Origin of the sequence: Arthrobacter sp. zg-Y895 (assembly GCF_020731025.1) — a bacterium.
Classification (GTDB): Bacteria; Actinomycetota; Actinomycetes; order Actinomycetales; family Micrococcaceae; genus Arthrobacter_B.
Window position 1 is genome coordinate 62,905 of record NZ_JAJFZY010000006.1, and the last position, 22,113, is coordinate 85,017.

Annotated in this window: 20 protein-coding genes; 10 read left to right on the forward strand and 10 right to left on the reverse strand. The window is 65.5% G+C overall.

Annotated features, from left to right (window positions below; genetic code table 11):
- The first annotated feature begins 44 nt into the window (after window positions 1-44).
- Window positions 45-1,400: an outer membrane protein assembly factor BamB family protein gene (locus LJ760_RS12335; protein WP_227923442.1), complete on the forward strand. Its 1,356-nt coding sequence runs from the start codon at window positions 45-47 to the stop codon at window positions 1,398-1,400.
- Between the two features lie 82 nt (window positions 1,401-1,482).
- Entirely contained in the window at window positions 1,483-1,938 is a 456-nt protein-coding gene (locus LJ760_RS12340; RefSeq protein ID WP_227923444.1) for a DUF3817 domain-containing protein, read from the forward strand.
- Window positions 1,939-1,957: 19 nt separating this feature from the next.
- On the opposite strand, the gene LJ760_RS12345 is transcribed toward LJ760_RS12340, so the two are convergent.
- The 4 genes from LJ760_RS12345 to LJ760_RS12360 are packed head-to-tail and all read right to left on the reverse strand — an operon-like array spanning window position 1,958 to window position 5,795.
- On the reverse strand, window positions 1,958-3,277 hold the full coding sequence (locus tag LJ760_RS12345; RefSeq protein WP_227923445.1) for a multidrug effflux MFS transporter: 1,320 nt from the start codon (window positions 3,275-3,277) through the stop codon (window positions 1,958-1,960).
- A 32-nt stretch (window positions 3,278-3,309) separates the two neighbouring features.
- Window positions 3,310-4,155, reverse strand: coding sequence for an SDR family oxidoreductase (locus LJ760_RS12350; RefSeq protein WP_227923446.1), 846 nt, complete (start codon window positions 4,153-4,155; stop codon window positions 3,310-3,312).
- A 3-nt stretch (window positions 4,156-4,158) separates the two neighbouring features.
- On the reverse strand, window positions 4,159-4,860 hold the full coding sequence (locus LJ760_RS12355) for a type 1 glutamine amidotransferase domain-containing protein (RefSeq protein WP_227923447.1): 702 nt from the start codon (window positions 4,858-4,860) through the stop codon (window positions 4,159-4,161).
- Window positions 4,861-4,904: 44 nt separating this feature from the next.
- The gene (locus tag LJ760_RS12360; RefSeq protein ID WP_227923448.1) at window positions 4,905-5,795 is read right to left on the reverse strand and encodes an aldo/keto reductase; all 891 of its coding nucleotides are present in this window, start codon (window positions 5,793-5,795) and stop codon (window positions 4,905-4,907) included.
- 227 nt (window positions 5,796-6,022) lie between these two features.
- Here LJ760_RS12360 and LJ760_RS12365 point away from each other — a divergent pair, with 227 nt between their 5' ends.
- The 4 genes from LJ760_RS12365 to LJ760_RS12380 all read left to right on the forward strand — a co-directional run bounded on the left by LJ760_RS12365 (window position 6,023) and on the right by LJ760_RS12380 (window position 10,929).
- Window positions 6,023-7,510 (forward strand): aldehyde dehydrogenase family protein, encoded by a 1,488-nt coding sequence (locus LJ760_RS12365; protein ID WP_227923449.1) that lies wholly within the window; start codon window positions 6,023-6,025, stop codon window positions 7,508-7,510.
- 21 nt (window positions 7,511-7,531) lie between these two features.
- Complete coding sequence (gene ligM / locus LJ760_RS12370; protein ID WP_227923451.1) at window positions 7,532-8,941, forward strand: vanillate/3-O-methylgallate O-demethylase; 1,410 nt, start codon at window positions 7,532-7,534, stop codon at window positions 8,939-8,941.
- Window positions 8,942-9,051: 110 nt separating this feature from the next.
- Complete coding sequence (locus LJ760_RS12375) at window positions 9,052-9,465, forward strand: VOC family protein (protein WP_227923454.1); 414 nt, start codon at window positions 9,052-9,054, stop codon at window positions 9,463-9,465.
- Window positions 9,466-9,534: 69 nt separating this feature from the next.
- Window positions 9,535-10,929: an MFS transporter gene (locus LJ760_RS12380; RefSeq protein WP_227923456.1), complete on the forward strand. Its 1,395-nt coding sequence runs from the start codon at window positions 9,535-9,537 to the stop codon at window positions 10,927-10,929.
- Window positions 10,930-10,941: 12 nt separating this feature from the next.
- Here the strand turns inward: LJ760_RS12380 and LJ760_RS12385 are convergent, their stop codons facing one another.
- Window positions 10,942-11,304: a hypothetical protein gene (locus LJ760_RS12385; protein WP_227923458.1), complete on the reverse strand. Its 363-nt coding sequence runs from the start codon at window positions 11,302-11,304 to the stop codon at window positions 10,942-10,944.
- 167 nt (window positions 11,305-11,471) lie between these two features.
- Between LJ760_RS12385 and LJ760_RS12390 the strand changes: the two genes are divergently transcribed.
- Genes LJ760_RS12390 through LJ760_RS12400 form a run of 3 tightly spaced genes read left to right on the forward strand, consistent with a single transcriptional unit; the run spans window position 11,472 to window position 14,409 of the window.
- Entirely contained in the window at window positions 11,472-12,296 is an 825-nt protein-coding gene (locus tag LJ760_RS12390) for a (Fe-S)-binding protein (protein ID WP_227923460.1), read from the forward strand.
- Window positions 12,293-13,792 (forward strand): LutB/LldF family L-lactate oxidation iron-sulfur protein, encoded by a 1,500-nt coding sequence (locus LJ760_RS12395; RefSeq protein WP_227923461.1) that lies wholly within the window; start codon window positions 12,293-12,295, stop codon window positions 13,790-13,792. The genes LJ760_RS12390 and LJ760_RS12395 overlap by 4 nt, the downstream gene beginning before the upstream one ends.
- A complete protein-coding gene (locus tag LJ760_RS12400; RefSeq protein WP_227923463.1) occupies window positions 13,789-14,409 on the forward strand; it encodes a LutC/YkgG family protein in 621 nt (206 codons plus the stop codon). The genes LJ760_RS12395 and LJ760_RS12400 overlap by 4 nt, the downstream gene beginning before the upstream one ends.
- A 13-nt stretch (window positions 14,410-14,422) precedes the next feature.
- Here LJ760_RS12400 and LJ760_RS12405 read toward each other — a convergent pair whose 3' ends face one another.
- Together LJ760_RS12405 and ligM (LJ760_RS12410) are read right to left on the reverse strand one after the other, a co-directional pair.
- Window positions 14,423-15,532, reverse strand: coding sequence for an alpha/beta hydrolase (locus tag LJ760_RS12405; RefSeq protein WP_227923465.1), 1,110 nt, complete (start codon window positions 15,530-15,532; stop codon window positions 14,423-14,425).
- A gap of 183 nt (window positions 15,533-15,715) precedes the next feature.
- Window positions 15,716-17,122 carry a vanillate/3-O-methylgallate O-demethylase gene (ligM, locus tag LJ760_RS12410; protein WP_227923467.1) on the reverse strand — a complete coding sequence of 469 codons (1,407 nt, stop codon included), beginning with the start codon at window positions 17,120-17,122 and terminating at the stop codon, window positions 15,716-15,718.
- A gap of 307 nt (window positions 17,123-17,429) precedes the next feature.
- Here ligM (LJ760_RS12410) and LJ760_RS12415 point away from each other — a divergent pair, with 307 nt between their 5' ends.
- Window positions 17,430-18,416 (forward strand): ABC transporter substrate-binding protein, encoded by a 987-nt coding sequence (locus LJ760_RS12415; protein ID WP_227923470.1) that lies wholly within the window; start codon window positions 17,430-17,432, stop codon window positions 18,414-18,416.
- Window positions 18,417-18,418: 2 nt separating this feature from the next.
- On the opposite strand, the gene LJ760_RS12420 is transcribed toward LJ760_RS12415, so the two are convergent.
- The 3 genes from LJ760_RS12420 to LJ760_RS12430 all read right to left on the reverse strand — a co-directional run bounded on the left by LJ760_RS12420 (window position 18,419) and on the right by LJ760_RS12430 (window position 22,006).
- Window positions 18,419-19,279, reverse strand: coding sequence for a methylenetetrahydrofolate reductase (locus tag LJ760_RS12420; protein WP_227923472.1), 861 nt, complete (start codon window positions 19,277-19,279; stop codon window positions 18,419-18,421).
- Between the two features lie 87 nt (window positions 19,280-19,366).
- On the reverse strand, window positions 19,367-21,106 hold the full coding sequence (locus LJ760_RS12425; RefSeq protein ID WP_227923474.1) for an L-lactate permease: 1,740 nt from the start codon (window positions 21,104-21,106) through the stop codon (window positions 19,367-19,369).
- Between the two features lie 192 nt (window positions 21,107-21,298).
- On the reverse strand, window positions 21,299-22,006 hold the full coding sequence (locus tag LJ760_RS12430) for a YoaK family protein (RefSeq protein ID WP_227923476.1): 708 nt from the start codon (window positions 22,004-22,006) through the stop codon (window positions 21,299-21,301).
- Window positions 22,007-22,113: the final 107 nt, after the last annotated feature.

Below are 22,113 nucleotides of genomic sequence, written 5' to 3' on the forward strand. Positions count from 1 at the left end.
CTTGTCCGGAATCACTTTCTGAGGCAAAAATTTTGGGGGAAATAATGCCGTATAAAAAGCCGTCCGTCTTCCTGCCTGCCATGGCGCTGTCCGCAGCACTGCTGCTCAGCGGCTGCGGGGGAAGCGACTCCGACGCCGCCAACAGCAACGGCAGCGGAGGGGAATCGAAGGAAAGCGCCAAGGGGAAGAGCGAATCGGACTTCAAGCACCTGAGTATTTTTGACGTCGAGGCGGAAGTTCCCGAGGACGTGGAGCGGGTGCCGCTCGAATTTGCCGGAAGCCCGCGTGAGGAGATGAGCGCACACGACGGGAAACTGTTCACTTACGACAACAACTCCTTGTTTGTCGCCGACTATGCCACGGGTAAGCCTCCGGCCGGGTACCCAACCTCCGACGGAGAAGGTTCGCAACACGCTGCCCTCTATCGGGGAAAGGGATTCGTCGAGTTGTTCACCCTGCCGGTGGCAGCGGACGGTTACCTGTACTTCTCGGACCGGTCGGTGGAGGGAGAGCCCGACGACGGCGAACAAGAACTGGCCCGCTTCGATCTGGCAACGGGCCTGCCCGAAGTGCTGGCAACCACTACCGAATTCCCGCAGATTACGGTGCACGACGGCGTCCTCTACTACCTGGCGGACGGTTTGCTCACCGCATTGGACACCGGCACCGGCAATCAGCTCTGGCAGGTGGACTGCGATGTGGAATCGGCCCTCGATGTGGTGCTGGCCGTAAGTGATAACGCCGTCGGAGTGATGCACACCTATACGTTTGATGCGTTCAACCTCGAAGACGGCGAGCAGGTTGTAGACCGCGACGCCGAGACCTTCTTCTTGGGTCTCGCCGCCGGTCCCGACGACTTCTACCTGGCTGAGCGCACCGAGGAGACCCAGAGCAACTATTTCACCAGCGCTTCGAACGTTTACCGGATTAACGACACCAGCGGTGACGAGGAGAAAATCGCCACTACCCGGGAAACGGACTCACCGGAACTGACGAATCTGCAGATGGCCGTACATGACGGCACCATCGTGCTTAAGAGCGATTCAGAGGTCCACGCCGTAGATGAGGCTTCCGGAGAAACCCGCTGGATCGCATCGGTCCGCGATAAGCCGTTCGATCGAGAGTTTGAGCGGGATATCCCGTACGTGGACCTTTTCGCCGCCTTCGACGCGGACACGGTGTACATCTACGCCACCGGCGAAGCGGCACCGGATGACGAGGACAGCACGAGCCGGTTGCTGGTGCTGGACATCGCCAGCGGCGAAGTGCGTGCCGCCTACGACATCGATGCTCCCCGCCAGTCAGCCGGGCCGAAGATCGACGGCGGCAACCTTCTGATCCACCACGCAGGCAGCTCACAGGCGGATGATGAGGTGCTGGTCCTGCCCACGGTCCCCTAATCCTGCCAGGGAGGGGGATTCGCCTGAACCTGCGGCATGCTGACATACTGTTGGTAAACCCGAAATGAAGGCGGATCCCTCGATGTCACCCCGCAAACTGTTCCGCACCCTTGCCCTGGCCGAAGCTGTGACCTGGACCCTGCTCCTGATCGGCATGTTCGCCAAGTACGTGCTGCATTTTGAAGCCCTGACGCCCATCTTCGGCGGCCTGCACGGCTTCGTCTTCCTGGCCTACGGCGTGGTCACCCTCTTTGTCTGGGCCAACCAGAAATGGCCGGCGCGCACCGGCATCCTCGGCCTGGCCACCACGGTGATCCCGTGGGCCACCATCCCCTTCGAAAAGTCGGTGGACCGACGCGGCATGTTGAAAGGCGGCTGGCGGATGGCCCCCGGCGGCGAAGAGCCCACCAACGGCGTGGACCGGATCGCCGCCCTGGTGCTGCGCCGCCCCGTCGCCGCCGGGGCCGTAGCCTTGGTTGCCGTGGCAGTGGTCTTCGGCGTCCTGCTCTACCTCGGCCCGCCCGTACAACTGGGGTAAGCGTTCCGAAGGGTAAGCCCTAGGACTCCGTGGCCAGCGGGGCGCCCGGCTCAGCCGGGGCAGCACCCGGAGCGGCACCGCGACGCAGTCGCCGCCGGCCCGGACGGTTGGAGCCGCCGCCGCGGTACGCCGTCGTCGCCGTGGCCAGAATGAGGACGATCAGGGCGGCGCAGGCGATGATGACCGAGACCATGGCCATCGCCCCTCCGCCGAGAATGCCGACCAGCGGGCTGATGATTCCGGCCAGACCCACCTGGAGGGCACCGATCAGTGCCGCGGCACTGCCTGCCATGTGCCCGTAGTCGTTCAGGGCGAGTATGGAGGAGTTCGAAGCGATGAAGCCGTGCATGGCCAGGACCAGCCACAGTCCGGCGGTCAGGCCGGCGGCACCGCCGAGGCCGGTCAGCACGATCACCGGCAGCAGGACGGTCAGCCCCAGCAGCAGGATCACGGCCAGCCGCAGGATGCCCATGGGGGAGTAGCGGTGCACGAGCCACGCGTTCAGCTGCGCAGAGATAACCATGCCGACGCCGTTGATCGCGAACACTCCGGCGTACTGTGCCGGGCTGAGGCCGTATTCATCCTGGAAGACGAACGGCGAGCCCACTACGTAACTCATGATCACTGCCATGCCCAGGCCGGGAATGGTGGCCAGTGCCAGGAACTGCCGGTCCTTCAGCAGGACCCGGAAGCCGCTGAAGGTACTGGCGCCGCCCTTGGACCGGCGCCGTTCCGGCGGCAGCGTTTCAGGCATCCACTTCAATACGATCGCTCCGAGGACCACGCCGATCAGCGCCAGCGCCAGGAACACCGCCCGCCAGTTCCACAGGCCCGAAACGGCCTGCCCGATGCTGGGCGCCAGCAGCGGGGCGAGGCCGATGATCAGCATCAGCCGGGAGAGCATCGCTGCGGCGGAGGAACCGGTGAACCGGTCACGGACCACGGCGAGGGCCACCACGCCGGCGGCGGCGTTGAAGAAGCCCTGCAGCAGGCGCAGCACAATCAGCGCGCCGATGTTGGGAGCCAGGAAACACAGCAGCGAAACCACCACGTGCAGGGCAATGCCGATGATCAGCGGCAGCCGCCGGCCGAACCGGTCCGAGAACGGTCCGATGACCAGCTGGCCGACGGCGGCACCTAGCAGGGTGCCGGAAAGGGTGAACTGGGCGGCGGCGGCACTGGTGTGAAGGTCCTCGGCAACCTCCGGCAGCGCGGGAAGATACATGTCGGTGGTCACGGCCGGCAGTGCGGCCAGCGCACCGAGCATCAGGATGTACTTAATGCTGGTGCGGCGTGCGGTGCGGTTTCGTGTTCCGGTCTTGGGCGGGGTATCGCTCACGGGGCTCCTGGTGCAGGTACGGTTACAAAATCCTAAGGGTGCCGGACACCGGCTCCGGCCAAAACGGCCCGGTAGCCTTCCCGGTACGTGGGGTAGGCAAACTCGAATCCGGTTCCGAGCAGCCGCCGGTTGCTCAGCCTGCGGTTGCCGCCGCGGCTGCTGGACGTTTCGCCCGCCGGCGGCAGTTCCCGGCCGAGTTCGGCAGCCAGGAAACCGAGCACCTCGGCCAGCTCCACCGGCTCCATATCCACTCCAACATAGAGCGGCGCGGGATGCGAAACCCGGGTGGCCAGATGCACGATGGCCGCGGCGGCGTCGTCCCGGTGGATCCGGTTGGTCAGCTGGGTTCCGGCAGGTACGACGGCGGTTCCGGCGCTCACGGAATCGATCAGCCGGGTGCGTCCCGGCCCGTAGATCCCGGACAGCCTCAGCACCACCGCGTCGGGGCGGCGGGCGTGCAGCAGTTGTTCGGCCTCAAGGATGACGGCACCCGTGGCCGACGCCGGGCGGGCCGGGGTTTCCTCGTCCACCTCGCCGCCGTCGGCGTCGCCGTATACCGCGGTGGAGGAAACGAACAGGATGCGGCGCGGCTCCACGCCGTCGCGCTCAAGCGCGTCCAGGACGTTGGCGGTGCCGGTGACGTAGGCGGCACGGTAGGCCTCCTCGGTCCGCTGATCGGCGGCCACCGCAATGACGACGACGTCGGTGTCCGCAGGAATGCGCGGCAGGTCGCCGGCCAGGTCCACGGCAGATCCGGTGATTTGCTTCGGCAGTTTCTCCGGGGAGCGCCGCCACCCGAGCACGGAAAAGCCGGCCGCAGCAAACCGCAGGCCGGCCTCCGTGCCCAGATCGCCGCAGCCGGCGATCAGGACCGTCATGTTCTACTCAGCCAGTGCGGAGATGACGGCCTTGGCCACATCCTCGCTGGACTGGGGGTTCTGGCCGGAAATCAGGTTCCGGTCGCGGACCACGTAGCTGGTCCAGGCGGGGCCGGTTTCGATCACGGCGCCCTTGTTCCGGAGCACTTCCTCCACGAACCAGGGGGTGTTCTCTCCGGTGCCGCCGTTCAGCTCCTCCTCGTCGGTGAAGACGGTGAGCTTGCGGCCGGAGAAGATGAACTTGCCGTCTTCGGTCTCGGCGGCCAGCAGGCCGGCCGGGCCGTGGCAGAACGGGGCAATGATCTTGCCCGCGGCGTCAGCCGCAATGAGGATCCGGCCCATGTCCTTATCGAACGCCAGGTCCGCCATGGGACCGTGCCCGCCCGGCATCACCACGGCGTCGTACTCCGACACGTCTGCGTCGGCGAGCACCAGCGGCGAGGAGAGCTCGGCGTCAATGTAGGCAATGTACTGGGTGAAGGCGGCAGCCTTTTCCGGGCTGCCGGCGGACTCGGGAGCCAGGCTGACCTGGTCCACGGTGGGCTTCACGCCGCCGGGGGTGGCGATGCGGACGGTGTGTCCGGCTTCGCGCAGTACCCGGTGGGATTCAACCAGTTCCTCGGCCCAGTAGCCGGTGGGGTGTTCGCTGCCGTCCTTCATGGTGAGGGAGTCTGCTGCGGATACAACCATCAGGATATTTGCCATGCGTTCTTTTTTCCTTTGCTTGGCGGGAAAAGCGGAAAGTGTTTTTACTTGGCCGGTGCTGCGGCGGCGCCGGCGGCGTCCAGCTCAGCGAAGGTGGCGTCGTCGAGTGAGATGTCTGCGGCACCCAGGTTGTCTTCGAGGTGCTCGATGGAGCCGGTGCCCGGGATCGGCATCATGACCGGGGAGCGGCGCAGCAGCCAGGCCAGGGCAACCTGCGAGGTGCTGGCGTTCAGGCGCTTGGCCGCTTCGTCCACGGGGCCGCCCGGCCGGGCCAGCTCGCCGGCGGAGATCGGAGCCCAGGGGATGAAGCCGATGCCGTTGTCTTCGGCGTACTTCAGCACGTCCTCGGAGGAACGGTCGGTGAGGTTGTAGCGGTTCTGCACGGTGGAGACGGTGAAGAACTTCGACGCGGCTTCCAGCTCGGCAACGGAGACCTGGGACAGGCCGAGTGCCTTCACCTTGCCCTCCTGCTGGAGATCGCGCAGGACAGCGAACTGCTCTTCGGGATCGACCTTGGGGTCAATGCGGTGCAGCTGCAGCAGGTCCAGGGAATCGACCCGCAGCTTGCGCAGCGCGAGTTCGGTCTGCTGGCGCAGGTATTCGGGGCGGCCCACCGGTACCCAGACGTCGGGCCCGGTGCGGACGAAGCCGACCTTGGTGGCGATGCGGACGCCGTCCGGGTAGGGGTAGAGCGCCTCGGCGATGATTTCTTCGCTGATGTTCGGTCCGTAGGAGTCTGCGGTGTCGATGAAGTCGACGCCCAGCTCGACGGCGCGGCGCACCACGTCGACGGCGGTGCCGCGGCTTTCCGGCTCGCCCCAGATACCGGGTCCCACAATCCGCATGGCGCCGAAGCCCAGGCGGTGGACAACGCCGAGGTCCTTGAGGTCGATGGTGGGGGACAGGGCGGGAGTGGTTTCCGTCGTATCAGTCATATTGGCGTCAACAAGGCCCGTCGCCGGGTTTATTCCTCAGCATCCTTACATAGGTGCCGGCGGCACCCTTTCGGACCCTGTTGTCCGGACCCCCGGGGTGGGCTACCTTGTACCCACCGCGGCAGGGCATTCGAAGCTGTCAGCCGGCGAGTACAGCAGCAACACGGATCAGCAGCGTCACGGATACAGCAGCGACAGATCAGCAGCAACACAGAGAGGTGTTGGCGATGACAAAGACTTCCGCCCAGGTGGTGACCGGGCTGTACATCAACGGTGAGCCCCGGAGGACGCAGGAAACCCTGGCCGTCGCGGATCCTGCCAGGCCCGGGCAGGTGGCGGGCCACGCAGCGGCTGCGTCGCCGGAGGACGTGGCGGACGCCGTCGGTGCTGCAAAGGCGGCCTTCCCCGCCTGGTCGGCGCTGTCAGCGCAGGAACGGGCAGCGCGGATGGCCGACGCGATTGCAGGCATAGCCGACCTGCGGGATGAGGACGCGGCCATCCTGTCCCGGGAGAACGGCAAAATCGTTTTGGAGAGCTGGGTGGACACCCTCGTTTTCGAGCTCCGCTGGCAGCTTGCCCTGTCCCTGGCCGATCAGGTGGATCAGGACGGTATCCTCGAACCGGCGCCGGGCATCCCCGTGACCACCACCGTGTCCTACCAGCCGCTGGGTGTGGTGACTGTGATTGTGCCCTTCAACTGGCCGGTCGCAATCCTCGGCGCGTCCCTGCCCCACGCCCTGCTGGCAGGGAACACCGCCATCGTTAAACCGCCGCCCACCGCGCCGCTGGCAACCACCCGGATTGTGCAGCGCGTTGCCGAAAAACTGCCGCCGGGAGTGCTGAACGTCGTCACCGGCCGGGACAGCGACCTGTCCGGCCTGATCCGGAACGACGACGTTGCCAAGGTCTGTTTCACCGGCAGCGTCAACGGCGGCAAACGCATCATGGAAATGGCCTCCGGGTCCTTGACCCGGGTCACCCTCGAGCTCGGGGGAAACGACGCGGCCATCATCCTCGACGATGCACTGCTGGACGACACCCGGCTGGACCGCCTCCATGCGGCGGTCTTCGATACAACGGGCCAGATCTGCATGAACGCGAAGCGGATCTACGTTCACCGCTCCCGCTTCGAAGAACTGGTGCAGGGACTGTCCGCCCGGTTGGAAAACGCCGTGATCGGCTACGGCCTCGATGAAGGAACAACCATGGGGCCGTTGCATTCACCGGCGCAGAAGGCCTTCGTGGAAGACCTGATCGAGGAGGCAGAGACTGCCGGCGCCGAGGTCCGCCGGTTCGGCACCCTTCCCCAGGATCCGGAACTGCGGGACGGCAACTTCCTGCGCCCGGCGCTGGTCCTTGATCCGCCGCCGGAACTGCGAGTGGTCACCGAGGAGCAGTTCGGGCCCGTGGTTCCAATCATTCCGTTTGATTCCGAAGACGAAGCCATTACCTGGGCGAACGACAGTTGGGCGGGGCTCTGCGGCTCGGTCTGGACCGAGGATCCGGCCAGGGCCAACGCGGTCGGTTCGCGCCTGGCCTGCGGCTATGTGTGGGTCAACGACCACGGAGCGACCCGCTTGGACCTTCGCGCACCCTTCGGCGGCATGAAGCAGTCCGGCATGGGCCGTGAACAGGGAATCCAGGGCGTCCGGGCTTTCCAGGACACCCGATCCATTGCCCACCTTGACGAGGTTGCAGCCGCGGCTGCGCACTGAGCCCCGCGAAAGGAACCGACGATGTCCCCGAATTCCCTGCAGGAGGTCCTGGACGCGTCCGGAAACGCCGTGGATTACCTGCGCAATGTGCAGGTGGGCGCCTACGTTTACCCGGTGGTCGCTGCGGAGTTCACCAATTGGCGCAACGAGGTCCGGGCCTGGCGCGAAACGGCAGTGTTGTTTGACCAGTCCCACCACATGGACAACCTGACCGTTTCCGGGCCCGGAGCCCTGAAGCTGATGTCCGATACCGCCATCAACTCGATGGAGAACTTTACCGTCAACAGGGCCAAGCAATACGTTCCGGTCACCCCCAACGGGCACGTCATCGGGGACGGAATCCTCTTCCGGGAAGCGGAGGAAGAATTCGTCTTTGTCGGCCGCTCACCTGCTGTGAACTGGCTGCTCTACAACGCGGAGCAAGGGGGATACGACGTCGAGCTGAAGACCGACCGACGCTCGCCGTCGCGCCCCATGGGCAAGCCCGTGTTTCGGGACTACTGGCGGCTGCAGATCCAGGGACCCCGCGCCTGGGACGTCATCGAGAAAGTGAACGGCGGGCCGCTGGAGCAGCTGGAGTTTTTCTCCATGGCCTCCATGTCCGTGGGCGGAACCCGGGTGCGGACCCTGCGCCACGGTATGGCGGGAGCCCCCGGCCTGGAGCTCTGGGGCCCGTACGAGGACTACGACCGGATCCGGGACACCATCCTCAGTGCCGGCGAGGAGTTCGGGCTTGAGCCTGCCGGTGCGCGCGCCTACTCCTGCAACACCCTGGAATCCGGGTGGATCCCGTCACCCCTGCCCGGCATCTACAGCGGGGAGGAACTGGCAGGCTATCGCCGGTGGTTGGGAGCGGACAGCTTCGAAGCCCGTTCCGCCGTGGCGGGGTCCTATGTGCCGGACTCGGTCGAGGGGTACTACACCACCCCTTGGGAACTGGGCTACGGGTCCTTTATCAAGTTCGACCATGACTTCATCGGCCGGGACGCGCTGGAGGCCATGGACCCGCGGGCCCAGCGCCGGAAGGTCACGCTGGCCTGGGACGGCGATGATGTGGCAACCATTCACGCCTCGATGTATTCCAAAGAGGAACTGCCCTACAAGTTCTTCGACCTGCCCAATGCCAACTACGGTGCCTCGAATTTCGACACCGTTCTGGACGACTCGGGGCGGATGGTGGGCATTTCCATGTTCACCGGTTACAGCTGGAACGAGAAACGTCCGCTTTCGCTGGCCGTGGTGAACCCGGACGTGGAGATCGGATCGCGGCTGTCGGTGGTCTGGGGCGAACCGGACGGCGGGACCCGGAAATCTTCGGTGGAACCGCACCGGCAATACAACGTCGGCGTGGACGTCAGTCCGGTGCCGTACTCCGAAGTTGTCCGCAGAACGTACACGGACGGCGGCTGGCGGAAAGCGGCGGCTGTTTAGCCGGTACCGGTTCGAGGGACAGCTGCGGTCCGGACGAATCTGCCGGACGAGGACTGAAGCTGTCCGCAGCACTGTTCCACGACGTCGTCGGCGCCCCTATCGTCAATGCCATGGACTGGAAAATCGAGCTCGTCCCCGTGCCGGTGTCCGACGTCGACGCCTCCAAGAACTTCTATGTGAACCAGGTGGGCTTCAACGCCGACTACGACGAACGCATCAATGAAAGCCTGCGCTTTGTGCAGCTCACCCCGCCGGGCTCGGCCTGCTCGGTGGTGATCGGCCCGGGGACCACGGATATGGTTCCCGGTACCCAGCGGATCCAGGTAGTGGTCCCCAGCGCTGCCGACGCCCGACAGCACCTCGTGGACCACGGTGTGGCGGCCAGCGACATCACTCCGCTGGACTGGGGAATGTTTGTCTACTTCAGCGACCCGGACGGTAATCAGTGGTCGCTGCAGGAAATGCCGGAGATCCCGCCCACCCTGCCGTCGCAGCTGTCGCAGAGGGCAACTAACCGCGCTTGACCTCAACCGCACTTGAGCCTGTTGACTTCGAGCAGCACAGCCGGAATCAACATCCTCAAGGAGCATCATTTGCAGGCCGAACACCAGGTCAATACCGGGCCCGACCGCGCCGCTTTCTGGTCTCGCCGTTACCTCCCGACCACGGTAGGGCTCTTCACCCTTGCCTTCCTGTTTGCCTTCGAATCCCTCGCCGTGGGCACAGTGATGCCGGTGGTCGCACGGGAGCTGGACGGGCTGTCCCTCTACGGCCTGGCCTTCGGTGCACCGATGGCCACCGCCGTCGTCACCATTGCGCTGGCCGGCGGCTGGACCGACGCACGGGGACCCGCCCCGGCGCTGCGGACCGGCGTCACCCTGTTCTCCGTGGGAATTGTTGCCGCAGCCCTGGCACCGTCCATGGTGATGCTGGTCCTTGGCCGGTCGCTGCAGGGACTGGGCGCAGGGCTGGCGGGAGTGGCAATGTACGTCGTTATTGCCCGCGCCTACCCGCAGTCCCTGCGGGCGAAGGCCTTCACCGTGCTCAGCAGCGGCTGGGTGTTTCCCGCGCTGGTGGGACCGGCCCTTGCCGGATGGCTGAATGACTTCCTGGGCTGGCGGTCGGTTTTCGGAGCGGCGCCGCTGTTTGCCGTGGCCGCCTATGCAGGCCTTGCACCGGTGCTCCGGAAGCTGCCGGGGAGCAAAGCCTGGCGTCCGAATTATGTGCGCACTGCATGGGCAGTCCTGGCGGCCGGGGGAGTTCTCGGCATCGGGCTGACCGGAGGCGAAGCCACGGGATGGGCACTGCTGCCGGCTGCAGCATGTGCCGCCCTGGTGCTCCTGTCCGGCCCGCGGCTGCTGCCGCGTCGGACCTGGACGATGGGCCGCGGCCTGCCGGCAACCATCCTGCTGCGCGGTTTCATCGGAGCGGCCTTTGTCGGGGCGGAGGCCTATCTGCCCCTGGCGCTGTCCGTGCACCGGGGGTTCACGCCTACGCAGGCCGGGCTGCTGCTGACCGTCTCGGCCGTGGCCTGGTTCGCCGGATCGCTGGCCGCGGCCAACCTGGCGGTCCTGGCGAACAAGGTGGCGAGGGTCCGTTTGGGGGCACTCCTCCTGGCGGTAGGCATCGGTGCGACGGCATGGAGCGTCGACCCCCGGGTGAGTATCCTGCTGCCCGTGCTGGGCTGGGCAGTTGCCGGTGCCGGCATCGGGATGGCGTTTCCCACCCTGTCGGTACTGATGCTGGATTTTTCCGCCGAGGGGGAGGAAGGCACCAACAGTTCTTCCCTGCAGGTCAACGACAACCTCGTGCAGTCCCTGTGGCTGGCTCTGGGCACGGTTGCTTTTGCCCTGATGCTGCCGGTGGCGCCGCTGGGTGCGTTCATCGGAGCCTTTGCCAGCGCCGCCGGCCTGGCCGCCGCAGCGCTGGCCCTTTCGGGACGGCTGGCCCCGGGACGGCTGGACCCGCCCCGGTCCGCGCGGTCCTAGGGTTCTGCAGTCCTAGAGTTCGGCGGCTACGGCGTTCAGGAGCTCGGCCAGGTCCGCTTTGCCCTGCCCCCAGTCCGTCACCGTAGTGGGAACCGCCGGTGTGCTCGTGGCCAGCACGCGCGTGGTGCCGGCGTCGACCGGTTCAAAGGAGAGCACAATGTTGGATCCGTAGGACTTCCAGGTCATTCCGACCGAGAACTCTGCCCGTTCCTGCCACACCCCGGTGAGCGTCATCTTGGGTACCCGGTGTGCTGCCCGCTCGACGGCGGGCGGCAAGGCAGACACCGGCGCGGAGATCACCAGTTCACCCCGGCCGCGGGCCCGCTTGGACGTTATTTCGAGACTGATTGTTTTTGCATTCCCCATGTTCGTCATGCAACAGAGAATAGCGCAGCGGTGACTGCCCAGCGGGAGGCCGGGAGGGAGGGCGCTGGGGCCGATCACGAACTTCACCCGCAGCAGGCATATCAATCGGCGGAGTTATATTGAAAGATGGTTCCACTCGAGGAGGTGCAGCGCCGCGCTTCCGCTGAAAGGCAGCCATGAAGATTGCTTTGTTCGCCACCTGCATTGTGGACGCGATGTATCCCTCCACGGCCCGCGCCACGGTTTCCATACTGGAACGGCTGGGGCACGACGTCGTGTTCCCGGCCGGCCAGGCCTGCTGCGGACAGATGCACCTCAACTCCGGGTACTTCCCGGAAGCGGTGCCCGTGGTCCGCAACCACGTAGAGGCTTTTGAGGCAGAGGATTACGACGTCGCCGTGGCGCCGTCGGGCTCCTGCGTCGCCTCGGTGAAACACCAGCATGCAATGCTGGCCCGATCCGTGGGCGATTCAGACCTCGAATCCCGGGCCGCCGCCGTCGGCGCACGGACCTACGAACTCTCCGCCCTGCTGACCGATGTCCTGGGCGTGACGGACGCCGCTGCGCAGCTGGGCTCCTGGTATCCGCACCGGATCACCTACCACCCCAGCTGCCACGGCATGCGGCTGCTGCGGCTGGGGGACCGGCAGGCGAACCTGCTCCGCACAGTGGAAGGCCTGGAACTGGAACCGCTGCCCGAAGCGGACCAATGCTGCGGCTTCGGCGGAACGTTCTCGCTCAAGAACTCGGACGTCTCCTCGGCCATGCTGGCGGACAAGAATGCGAACATCACCGCCACCGGCGCCCAGCTGTGCAGCGGCGGTGACGCCTCCTGCCTGATGCACATTGGCGGGGGCCTCTCCCGCGAAGGCAGCAGCATCACAACCCTGCACTTCGCGGAAATCCTGGCCAGCACGCACGACCACCCGGCACCGCCGCCGGGTGCCGGGCGGGACGGGGCCCGGAGCACCGCCCGCCTCACGGGAAAGGCCGGACAATGAGTTCCACATATCTGGGCATGCCGGCGGTGCCGGTTTTCGGCAGCGGCAACCTGCATACCGCTGAACCCTTTCCGGTCGCAGCGCGGCGGGAACTGGACAACGCGCAGCTGCGTGCCAACCTCGGCCACGCCACCTCCACCATCCGCGACAAGCGGCTGCGCGTGGTCGCCGAACTGCCGGACTGGGAGGAACTGCGCGAAGCCGGCAGTGCCACTAAGGCCGCTGTTATGGCGCGGCTGCCCGAACTGCTTGAGCAGTTCGAGGGGAACTTCACCGCACGCGGCGGCGTCATCCACTGGGCGCGGGACGCAGCGGAAGCCAACGAAATAGTGCGGGACCTGATCCGCGACGCCGGCGCGGACGAGGTGGTCAAGGTCAAATCCATGGCCACCCAGGAAATAGGACTCAACGAATACCTTGAAGAGCACGGCATTTCCGCGTTCGAAACCGATCTGGCGGAGTTGATTGTCCAGCTGGACCATGACAAGCCCAGCCATATCCTGGTGCCGGCCATCCATAAGAACCGCAGCCAGATCCGGGACATCTTCCTGCGCGAGATGCCGGACGTTGATCCGGACCTCACCGATACCCCGGCCCGGCTCGCCGAAGCGGCGCGGCTGCACCTGCGCCGGAAGTTCCTTTCCGCAAAGGTGGCCATCTCCGGCGCGAACTTCGCCCTGGCCGATACGGGTACGCTCGCCGTCGTCGAATCCGAAGGCAACGGCCGGATGTGCCTGACCCTCCCGGAAACCCTGATCACCGTGATGGGGGTGGAGAAGCTGCTGCCCTCGTGGACGGACCTGGAGGTGTTTATGCAGCTGCTGCCGCGTTCCTCCACGGGGGAGCGGATGAACCCCTACACCTCGTTCTGGACCGGAGTCACGGCAGGCGACGGGCCGCAGAATGTGCATCTGGTGCTGCTGGACAACGGGCGCAGCGCGGCGCTCGCGGATGAGCGAGGGCGTTCCGCACTGCACTGTATCCGCTGCAGCGCCTGCATGAACGTCTGCCCGGTGTACGAGCGCACCGGCGGGCACGCCTACGGCTCCACCTACCCCGGACCCATCGGCGCGATCCTCTCCCCGCTGCTGACCGGGATCACCTCCGAAGAGAATGCGTCCCTGCCGTACGCCTCCTCACTCTGCGGCGCCTGCTACGACGCGTGTCCGGTGAAGATCAATATCCCGGAAATCCTGGTGCACCTGCGCTCCGAGGATGTCCAGAGCCGCCGCGGGACGAAGAAGGTGCCGGGGCAGATGGATGTTGCCATGAAGGCAGCGTCCTGGCTGATGGGCTCGGGGCGGCGGATGGCCCTGGTGGAGAAGGCCCTGCCGTTGGGAAAGCTGGCGGCCGGACCGGATAGGAAAATCAAGAAGCTTCCCGGCATCGCCGCCGGGTGGACCAGGAGCCGTGACCTCCCGGCTCCGCCTGCGCAGTCCTTTCGGGACTGGTGGGCCAAAGAGCACGAAGACACTGCGTCGAAAGAGCAAGCATGAGCGCCCGTACGGAAATCCTGGACCGGCTGCGGTCCGCCCTCCACGATGCCCCGGAAGCACCGGAAATTCCACGGAAGTACCGGCACAACTCCGGCATGAACGAGGACGAACTCATCGAACTGCTCAGCGACCGGCTGCTGGATTACAAGGCCGGCGTCAGCGTGGTGGATGAAGCATCCGTGCCCGCCCGGGTGGCCGAACTGCTGGCAGGGGAGAGAACCTACGTGGTTCCCGCGGGACTCGATGAACGCTGGACGGCGCTGGCCCCGGGACGGGTGGTGGATTCACCGGAGGAGCCGCTGAGCGTGGAGGAGCTGGACGGCATTGACGCGGTGGTCACCGGCTCCGCGGCGGCGGTGGCCGAAACCGGCACCATCATCTTGGACGGCAGCCCGGGGCAGGGCCGGCGGGCGTGTTCACTGGTCCCGGACCACCACGTGTGCCTGGTCCGGGCCCGGGACATTTCCGGTGTGCTCCCCGAAGCGGTGCGGCGCCTGGACGTCACCCATCCGCTGACCTGGATCAGCGGCCCGAGTGCCACCAGCGACATTGAACTGCAGCGGGTGGAAGGCGTGCACGGGCCGAGGCGACTGGACGTGGTGATCATCCGGACCTGACAACGCAGCCCGGCTAGGCGGCGAGCAGCCCCTTCGTTCGGGCGAGGTCCTCCAGCAGGTCCTTGCCCAGGGAGATCACCTTCTGCGGCGGCTGCCCGGGCAGGGCGGATACGCCTGTCACGTCTTCCAAGAAGGCAACCGTCGAGTGCAGTGATTCCATCGCCTCGGGGCGGTGCAGCTGGAACTGATACTCGTGTCCCAGCTTCGGTTTGTAGTCCTTTGGCCAGAACCTGCAGCGTACGGGTACCCCAAGATCCTGGAGCCGGCCTGCCAGGGGCACCGACTGCGCGAGGGTCAGGTTGTCGCCGTTGCCACCGGAAATGTAGGTGGGCGGAAAGCGGTGATCCACGTGTTTCGGGATGCACATGTGGTCCGCGGCAGGGGTGGCTGCCCAGTTCCTGGACCCGGTGTAGGCCCACAGGGCCTTCCGGAGTCCCCAACCCACCGGCCCGGCCATGCGGGCCACGGATTCCAGATCGAAGACTCCGCAGTTCAGCACGATTCCGCACAGCTGCCCGGGGCCCGCCGCAGGAATAACCCCCGTGTCCCGGGCGTACTCCGGGTTGGTGATGACCAGGGCCAGCTGCGCGGCCAGCTGCGCGCCGGCGGAATCGCCGGCCAGCACAATCCGGTGGGGATCCAGCCCGTAACGGTCCGCACGTTCGCGGATGAAGCCCAACGCAGCGTTCAGCTCTTTCACCGCGGTCGGGTAGACGGCTTCGGGCGAGATCGAATACCCGACCCCCAGTACGGCGTAACCGTATCCGGCAAGGACCTTGAGATACGGCGCCACGTCTTCCTTGGAGCCAGAAATCCATGCCCCGCCGTGGACCCACATCACCACCGGGAGCGGTTTCCGGGCCGGATCGTCCGGAAGGAACAAATCGAGGGAGGGTTTGCCGGCGGACCCCAGATAATGCAGGTCCCGGTGCCTGGTCACTGTGAACCGGGGGATATGGGGAAGGACCTTCTTCACCGGAACCTTACCTGCACCGGCGAATACCCCGCGAATGAGCAGTGCAGCCGGCCGGGGACCCCGCTGCAGCACGGCAGCGGCACTGAGCCCGACAGCGGCGGCCGCTCCGGTCAGGAGCCCCGCCGCAGTAAGCGAGGAGAGCTTCATCCCCTTAAGCTAAATCCCCGGAAACAGGCCCCTTTCGGCGGGTTCCGCGCCATTGAGCGGCTCCGGGCCGGCAGCTGCGAGGAATCTCATGGCCGGTGGTGTTGGACGGCACTGCCGGCCCGCCGGGCGCTGCAGCGGGTTCCGTAAGGTCCCCGGCACCTGCAGCGCCCGGCGCGGCCCCGGTCAGGCCGGGCTGCTCCCCGTTCGCCAGCCGCCCTTGTACTCCTTCCGGACCGTTTCGGAGAACGGCACCGGGCTCACGGTTGCACGCACATCAAGCTGCCGGTGCGGTTCCACCGTTGTCTTGGCGCTGCCGCCGTCGGGCTCGCCCCACACCACCCGGAGTTCGGCACCCAGGGGCACCGACGGATCGACCGTTGCCAGCGAGAGGCCGCGGCGCTCGTTAGCCGAGTACCCGGTGAACATCGAGAGGCCCACGACGTTCCCGTCCGCATCGATGACTGAGTCGTAGTTGGAGGATCCGTAGTTGGCCAGGGGAAGGTCAAAGTGCTTGTAGGGCTCCTCCGTGCCCAAGGGCGAGGCCAGGATCTTCCCCAGGTCTTCGGCGTTCCAATCCAGCGTCACCTTGCGGCGCTGTGCCGACGGGTCCATCTGTTCCAGGGCCTCCCGGCCAATGAAGTCGTGGTCGAACTTCACGAAGGACCCGTAGCCCAGTTCCCACGGGGTCAGGTAGTAGTCCTCGATGTTCGGGCTGACAAAGCTGCCTGCAATGGCGTTGGAAGCTTCGTAGCTGTCCGCTCCGAGCCACTCCCGATACGGCCGCAGCTCTTCACCCGTGTAAATGGCCGGCAGCGGAGAGGGGATCCAGCCGGACTCGAGCGTATTGGACGGATAGGCGCGGGCGCCGACGGCGGCCATCCCGTACTCCGCGCCGACGTCCATGATGGTGTCCCGCACTTTCTCGTAGGACCCGTAATCGCCCCAGATCTCCAGCCCCGGAGCTCCTGCCATGCCGTGGCGAAGCGTCCGAACCCGTTCGCCGGCAATCGTCATATGGTCCATGTTGAAGAATTTCAGCTGCTCCACCGAGGAGCCGTTCAGCTTCTCGATAATCTGCCAGGCATTGGGGCCCTGGATCTGGAACCGCCAGTAGCGTCGGGATACCGGACGGCCCATCGGCCGTGAGGGGGAGCGCCGGTCGATCTGGACGTCGAGGTCATAGTCCCCGGTTTCGGCGTTGAAAAGCAGCCAGTTGGCCGCGGGTGCCCGTCCCACGTAGATGTATTCGTCGTCGTCCTCGTGGAAGAGGATGCCGTCACCGATCACGTGGCCTGACGGGCCGGTGGGAACGTACTGTTTCGCCTTGTTGACCGGAAAATTCGCCACACTGTTGACCGCGGTGTCGGAGATCAGCTTCAGGGCGTCAGGGCCCTTGATGAACAAGTTATCCATATGGTGGGACTGGTCAAAGAGCACGGCAGTCTCGCGCCAGGCCCGCTGTTCACTGCGCCAATTGCTGAACTCCGGCGCCACGACGGGATAGATGTACGCCCCGATCTGGGAATTGCGGAGTCGATCCACAACATTTCCGCTTGAGTCCAGGACGTCCTGCAGATTCTTAGGTGCCACGTTGAACCTCTTCTTCGCTGGGATATTGGAACGCTTCTTCTCCGGATGCGGCGCCTCCGCCCGCGGACCGCGGAATCGTCCCTGGCCCACCGGCGGAGAAGCAGCACGGATTGACCCGACCCTAGGGCCATCTTCGAGTGCTGTCGAGGGCCGCCACGGAGGAGCCCGGTGCCGGAGCCCCGGGCGCCGGGGCTCCAGCGGGCCGCCGGATACCTCGCTGGCCGAGCGGGCTAAACGCGGCTAGGGTGCAGCTACCGACAGGGCAGCCGGGACTTGGCTTGCCTCCGGCTAGTGAAAACTGGAGGGCATGATGAGGAAAACCGGTGTTGCTGCGGTCCTGGCGGCGGGCCTATTGGTCCTTATGGGATGCAGCGAAGGTTCGCCGTCGTCCGAAACCGAAAACGAAACCGAAACCAGCGGGGAACTGGTGTCCATAGAAGTGGGGGTCATCCCCATTGTGGACGTGGCGCCGATCTATCTGGGGGTGGAACAGGGCTTCTTCGAGGACGAAGGCCTGGAACTGACCCTGACGCTTGCCCAGGGCGGCGCGGCGATTGTCCCGGCGGTCACTTCGGGGCAGATGGCGTTCGGCTTCTCCAACGTAACCTCCATGATCGTGGGCAAGTCCAAGGGTCTCCCGCTCCAGATGGTGGCCCCGGGCGCCAGCACCACCGGCGATGTCGATGCGGATTTCGCGTCGGTGATGACGCTTCCCGGCAGCGGGATCGAGGAGATCGCGGACCTGGCCGGCAAGAGGGTGGGCGTGAATACGCTGAACAACATTTCAGACTCCACCATTTCGGAAGCGGTGAAGCAGGCCGGCGGTGACTACGAGAGCATCGAGTTTGTCGAGATGCAGTTTCCCGACATGCCGGCACAGCTCGACGGCGGCAACGTGGACGCCATTGCCGCAGTGGAACCCTTTGTGACCATCACCGAGGCGCAGGGCGCCGTTCCGGTGTTCTCAAACTACGCGGAGCCCATCAAGGACCTCACCGTGGCCGTTTATTTCACCTCGGACCAGTACGCGCAGGAGAACCCGGAGACCATGGAGAAGTTTGTCCGTGCGATGACGGCATCCCTGGAATATGCAGATTCGAATCCTGACGAGGTACGCGCCGTCCTGCCGACCTACACCTCGCTGGAACCCGACGTTATCGAGGAGTTGACCCTGCCCAGGTACTACGGCGAGATCAACCAGGATTCGCTGGAGGAGGTCATGCGCATCTCGCTCGACCGCGGCCTGATCGAGGAGGAACCTAATCTGGAAGAGCTCCTGCCACGGTCCGGGTGAATTCAGCTGCGGTACGCGTGTACCCAATCCGCCGTGGTCTTGATCCCGCCGAAGGTGTAGAAATGCAGCCGGACATCGCCGTGGATTGCGGGTGACAGAGCCTCGGCCAGGTCGTGGATGAACCGGTCCGGGCCTGCCGTGCCCAGCAGATTGGTCAGGGAAAACCCATACTTATGGGCGATCCCAGCCGACGAGGCAACCCCGAACCGGCGGGCGTAACCGAGGAGGCGCTTCACACCGGCGGGTCCGGGGACTCCGATCCGGACCGGTGCACTCACGCCGCGGCTGCGGAGTTCCTCAAGCCAGCCAAGGACAGGAGCCACGTCGAAGCCGAACTGGGTGGTGATCGAAGCCTCCAAACCGCTCTGGTCCAGCGCCTGGATCTTGTCTTCCAAAGCGGTCCAGAGGGTGTCGGTATCAATGTCCGGATGACCTTCGGGATAGCCGCTGATGCTCACGGCCCGGACACCGTGCCCGGGCAGCAGTCCGCTGCGGATCACGGACAATGCGTCCGGAAAGGGGCCCAGCGGAGAAACCGGGTCTCCGCCGACCACAAAAAGCTCACGCGTTGCGTCCGCTTCCTCGAGCGCCACCAGGAACTTGCCGAGGTCTTCCCGGGATTCCAGCCGCCGCGCAGAAATGTGCGGAACGGGAACGAACCCGCCTGCCCGGACGGCCGCAGCAGCGGCGACGCGCATCGGCAGGTCCTCATTACCCAGGAACGTGACGTTGATCCGCGTCCCCGAGGGAATGGAAGGCTGCGCTTCCCGGAGCGCGCCAATGTCCTTGCCGGTCATCTCCAGCGAAAAATCTGTGAGTAGTTGCGCGGGGGCGGAAGGCGTTTCAGCGGAGTCCGGAGTCATGCGCGTTACCCTAGCGACCGCGGAAACCGGTGTCCATGGTTCCGCTCCGGAGCTAGGAACCGTCCGGTTCCTCGAAGGACCCCGGAGCTACGGCAGCATCCACTCCAGGACGGGGGTGGACTGCAGATAGACCAGAATGCACAGGGCGAGCAGCAGCAGCACGCTCCAGCCGATCACCTTGCGAAGCAGCACCGATTCCTGCCCGCTCATATTGACCGCGGCCGCGCCGATGGCCAGGTTCTGCGGGCTGATCAGCTTGCCCATGACACCGCCGCCGGTGTTGGCGGCGACCATCAGCTGCGGATCCAGGCCGGCTTCAATACCGGCTGTCTGCTGCAGCTTGGCAAAGAGCGCGTTCGCGGAGGTATCCGAACCGGTCACTGCCGTGCCGATCCAGCCGAGCACGGGGGAGAGGAAAGCAAAGAAGCTGCCGGTCGCAGCGAGCCACGTACCGATTGATACCGTCTGTCCGGAAAAGTTCATCACGTACGCCAGGGCCAGCACACCAAGGATGGTCAGCGCGGCGGAACGCATCCGCACCGCCGTCGTCCAGATTTCCCGAACCGCCGCGCCCATGCTCAGCGGATACCGGCCGTTTTCATTGAAGCGGGAGTAGACCAGGGCAACAATCAGACCGGTGATCAGCAGCAAGGTACCGGGGCTGATCAGCCAGTCGAAGTTGTAGACGGTGGAGGACTGGGTCTGGCCGTTGCTGTCCAGCAGGGCTTCGTGCAGCAGAGGCCAGGGGATCTCGATGTTGGTCTTCGCCAGTGTTTCGGGCACATCGATGCCCAGTGTCCACAGGTTCACAAAACCGAAAATGACAATGACCGCCACATACGGGAACAGCGCCATCCACGCCCGGGACGGGGTGAGCCGGTCCTCGGCGGTGTCATCCGCCGCGGTCAGCACGTCCGATGCCGTGCCGGTGCCGGCCGGCGTCCAGCCGCCCGCCCGCGCTTCGGCCAGTTCCGCTTTCATCCGCTGGCCGGCTTCGCCTCCGTTGCGCGGATGCCAGAAGCGCAGGAACCCCACGGCGGCCAGCAGCGCCACGAGGGAGGCCACAATGTCGGTCAGTTCGTAGGAGAAATAGTTTGAGCAGAGGAACTGGAAGATGGAGAAAACGACGCCGGTGAACAGGGCTATGGGCCAGCAGTCCCGCAGGCCGCGGCGTCCGTCCAGGATGAACAGCAGGATCAGCGGTACAAACAGGGCCAGCACCGGTGTCTGCCGGCCCACCACGGCACCGATTTCATCTCCGGTGTAGCCGGTGAGGTTGGCGGCGGTGGTGATGGGGATGGCCAGGGCACCGAACGCCACCGGGGCGGTGTTGGCCACCAGCACGGCGGTTGCCGCGCGGATCGGGGCGATGCCCAGAGCCAGCAGCATGGTCACCGTGATGGCGACCGGTGCGCCGAATCCGGCCAGCGCCTCCAGCAGGCCGCCGAAGCAGAACGCCACCAGAATGGCCTGCACCCTCAGGTCTCCGCCGCCGATCGCGTCGAAGACCCTTCTCAGGTCCTCGAACCGGCCGCTGAGCACCGTCACCTGGTACAGCCAGACGGCCATCACGATGATCCAGACCACCGGGAACAAGCCGAAAGCCGCCCCCTGCGTGGCGGAGAGCAGAGCGAGTCCAATAGGCATGCCGAAACCGAAGACGCCGACGGCGAGGGCCACCAGCAGAGCCCACGCTCCGGCCACGTACGCCCGCGTCTTGGCGAAGGCCAGCAGGAAGAAAAAGGTCAGCAGTGGAAGCAGCGCCACGAGGGCGGACAGGGCAACGCTGTTGAGGACGGGATCTGTGCTGGGAGTAAAGCTGTCCATAGGGGCCTCCGCGTCGAGCCGGAAGCGGGCTCAACGGATGGAGCTTCCCTGCCGAACCGGAACACCGGTCAAACCGGGGAAGCGCTGGATCAAGCGTTCCTTCAAGCCTAAGGCCGGGTTCCCGGCTGGTAACCCCCGGAAGGCATCCGCAGGCCCTGAACCGGAGAGGAAATGACCTTCGGGGGTCCCGGCTCAGCCTGCCGAGACTCCTGCGCCACTGCGTTCGCGGTGGTGGCGGACGTAACCGGTCACGGCCACAGCAATCGAGATGACGGCTGAGATAGTCAATCCCAGCCAGAGCCCGACATTCAGGGCAGCAGCGCCGGCTACGGCTCCAAGCATAATCAGGGCAATCGCGAGGGCACGGCGGACCCAGTGCTTGCTGTCCCCGCCGGCCAGACGCGAGTCCGAGGCAAGCCCCGTAATGGTTGAGGTCACCACCACTGTGGTTATTTCCGCGACCTTCAACCGCTTGGCGGTCGCGGCCTGGATGCCCATGGCTATGGCGAGAGCTGACGTCGTGATGCTGCCCAAAAGGGAACTGGCCTGCACATCCACCACCGCCGTGAGGACGGCCAGTGCGGTAATGACACCGGCGACCACCATCAGTGACAGCGTGGTCCGTCCGGACCAGCCCTCCGGGCCCTTGCGCAGCATCCGGCCGGCAAGGGCGGCGCCCAGCATAAAGAAGAGAAGCGCCAGGACCGGACGCAGGATCGGCAGGTCGGCACCGCCGGCGAAGGCCATGCCCAGCAACACCACGTTGCCTGTCATATTTCCGGTGAAGACCCGGTCAAGGCCCAGATAACCGACGGCGTCCACTACCCCGGTGGAGAAAGTCAGGGCCAGCATCAGCCATAAATGCACCCGTTCGGTCGGTACGGCGTTCAGTCGCTTCACTGGCGGAATGTCTCCTTAGGCAGCCGTCCGTATACGAACGTGGCGGAAGGTCCGATTGTATTCAAAATCGCGTGATGCAAGGATTCGCCTAACTCTGTTGTCTCCCG

Excerpts from the sequence above, each read along its gene's own strand:
- LJ760_RS12395 (WP_227923461.1), top strand. The coding sequence starts at position 12,293 with ATGAGTTCCACATATCTGGGCATGCCGGCGGTGCCGGTTTTCGGCAGC.
- LJ760_RS12425 (WP_227923474.1), bottom strand. The coding sequence starts at position 21,106 with ATGGACAGCTTTACTCCCAGCACAGATCCCGTCCTCAACAGCGTTGCC.
- LJ760_RS12340 (WP_227923444.1), top strand. The coding sequence starts at position 1,483 with ATGTCACCCCGCAAACTGTTCCGCACCCTTGCCCTGGCCGAAGCTGTG.
- LJ760_RS12405 (WP_227923465.1), bottom strand. The coding sequence starts at position 15,532 with ATGAAGCTCTCCTCGCTTACTGCGGCGGGGCTCCTGACCGGAGCGGCC.
- LJ760_RS12385 (WP_227923458.1), bottom strand. The coding sequence starts at position 11,304 with ATGACGAACATGGGGAATGCAAAAACAATCAGTCTCGAAATAACGTCC.
- LJ760_RS12365 (WP_227923449.1), top strand. The coding sequence starts at position 6,023 with ATGACAAAGACTTCCGCCCAGGTGGTGACCGGGCTGTACATCAACGGT.
- ligM (WP_227923451.1), top strand. The coding sequence starts at position 7,532 with ATGTCCCCGAATTCCCTGCAGGAGGTCCTGGACGCGTCCGGAAACGCC.
- LJ760_RS12360 (WP_227923448.1), bottom strand. The coding sequence starts at position 5,795 with ATGACTGATACGACGGAAACCACTCCCGCCCTGTCCCCCACCATCGAC.
- LJ760_RS12415 (WP_227923470.1), top strand. The coding sequence starts at position 17,430 with ATGATGAGGAAAACCGGTGTTGCTGCGGTCCTGGCGGCGGGCCTATTG.
- LJ760_RS12335 (WP_227923442.1), top strand. The coding sequence starts at position 45 with ATGCCGTATAAAAAGCCGTCCGTCTTCCTGCCTGCCATGGCGCTGTCC.
- LJ760_RS12420 (WP_227923472.1), bottom strand. The coding sequence starts at position 19,279 with ATGACTCCGGACTCCGCTGAAACGCCTTCCGCCCCCGCGCAACTACTC.
- LJ760_RS12355 (WP_227923447.1), bottom strand. The coding sequence starts at position 4,860 with ATGGCAAATATCCTGATGGTTGTATCCGCAGCAGACTCCCTCACCATG.
- LJ760_RS12400 (WP_227923463.1), top strand. The coding sequence starts at position 13,789 with ATGAGCGCCCGTACGGAAATCCTGGACCGGCTGCGGTCCGCCCTCCAC.
- LJ760_RS12350 (WP_227923446.1), bottom strand. The coding sequence starts at position 4,155 with ATGACGGTCCTGATCGCCGGCTGCGGCGATCTGGGCACGGAGGCCGGC.
- LJ760_RS12375 (WP_227923454.1), top strand. The coding sequence starts at position 9,052 with ATGGACTGGAAAATCGAGCTCGTCCCCGTGCCGGTGTCCGACGTCGAC.
- LJ760_RS12390 (WP_227923460.1), top strand. The coding sequence starts at position 11,472 with ATGAAGATTGCTTTGTTCGCCACCTGCATTGTGGACGCGATGTATCCC.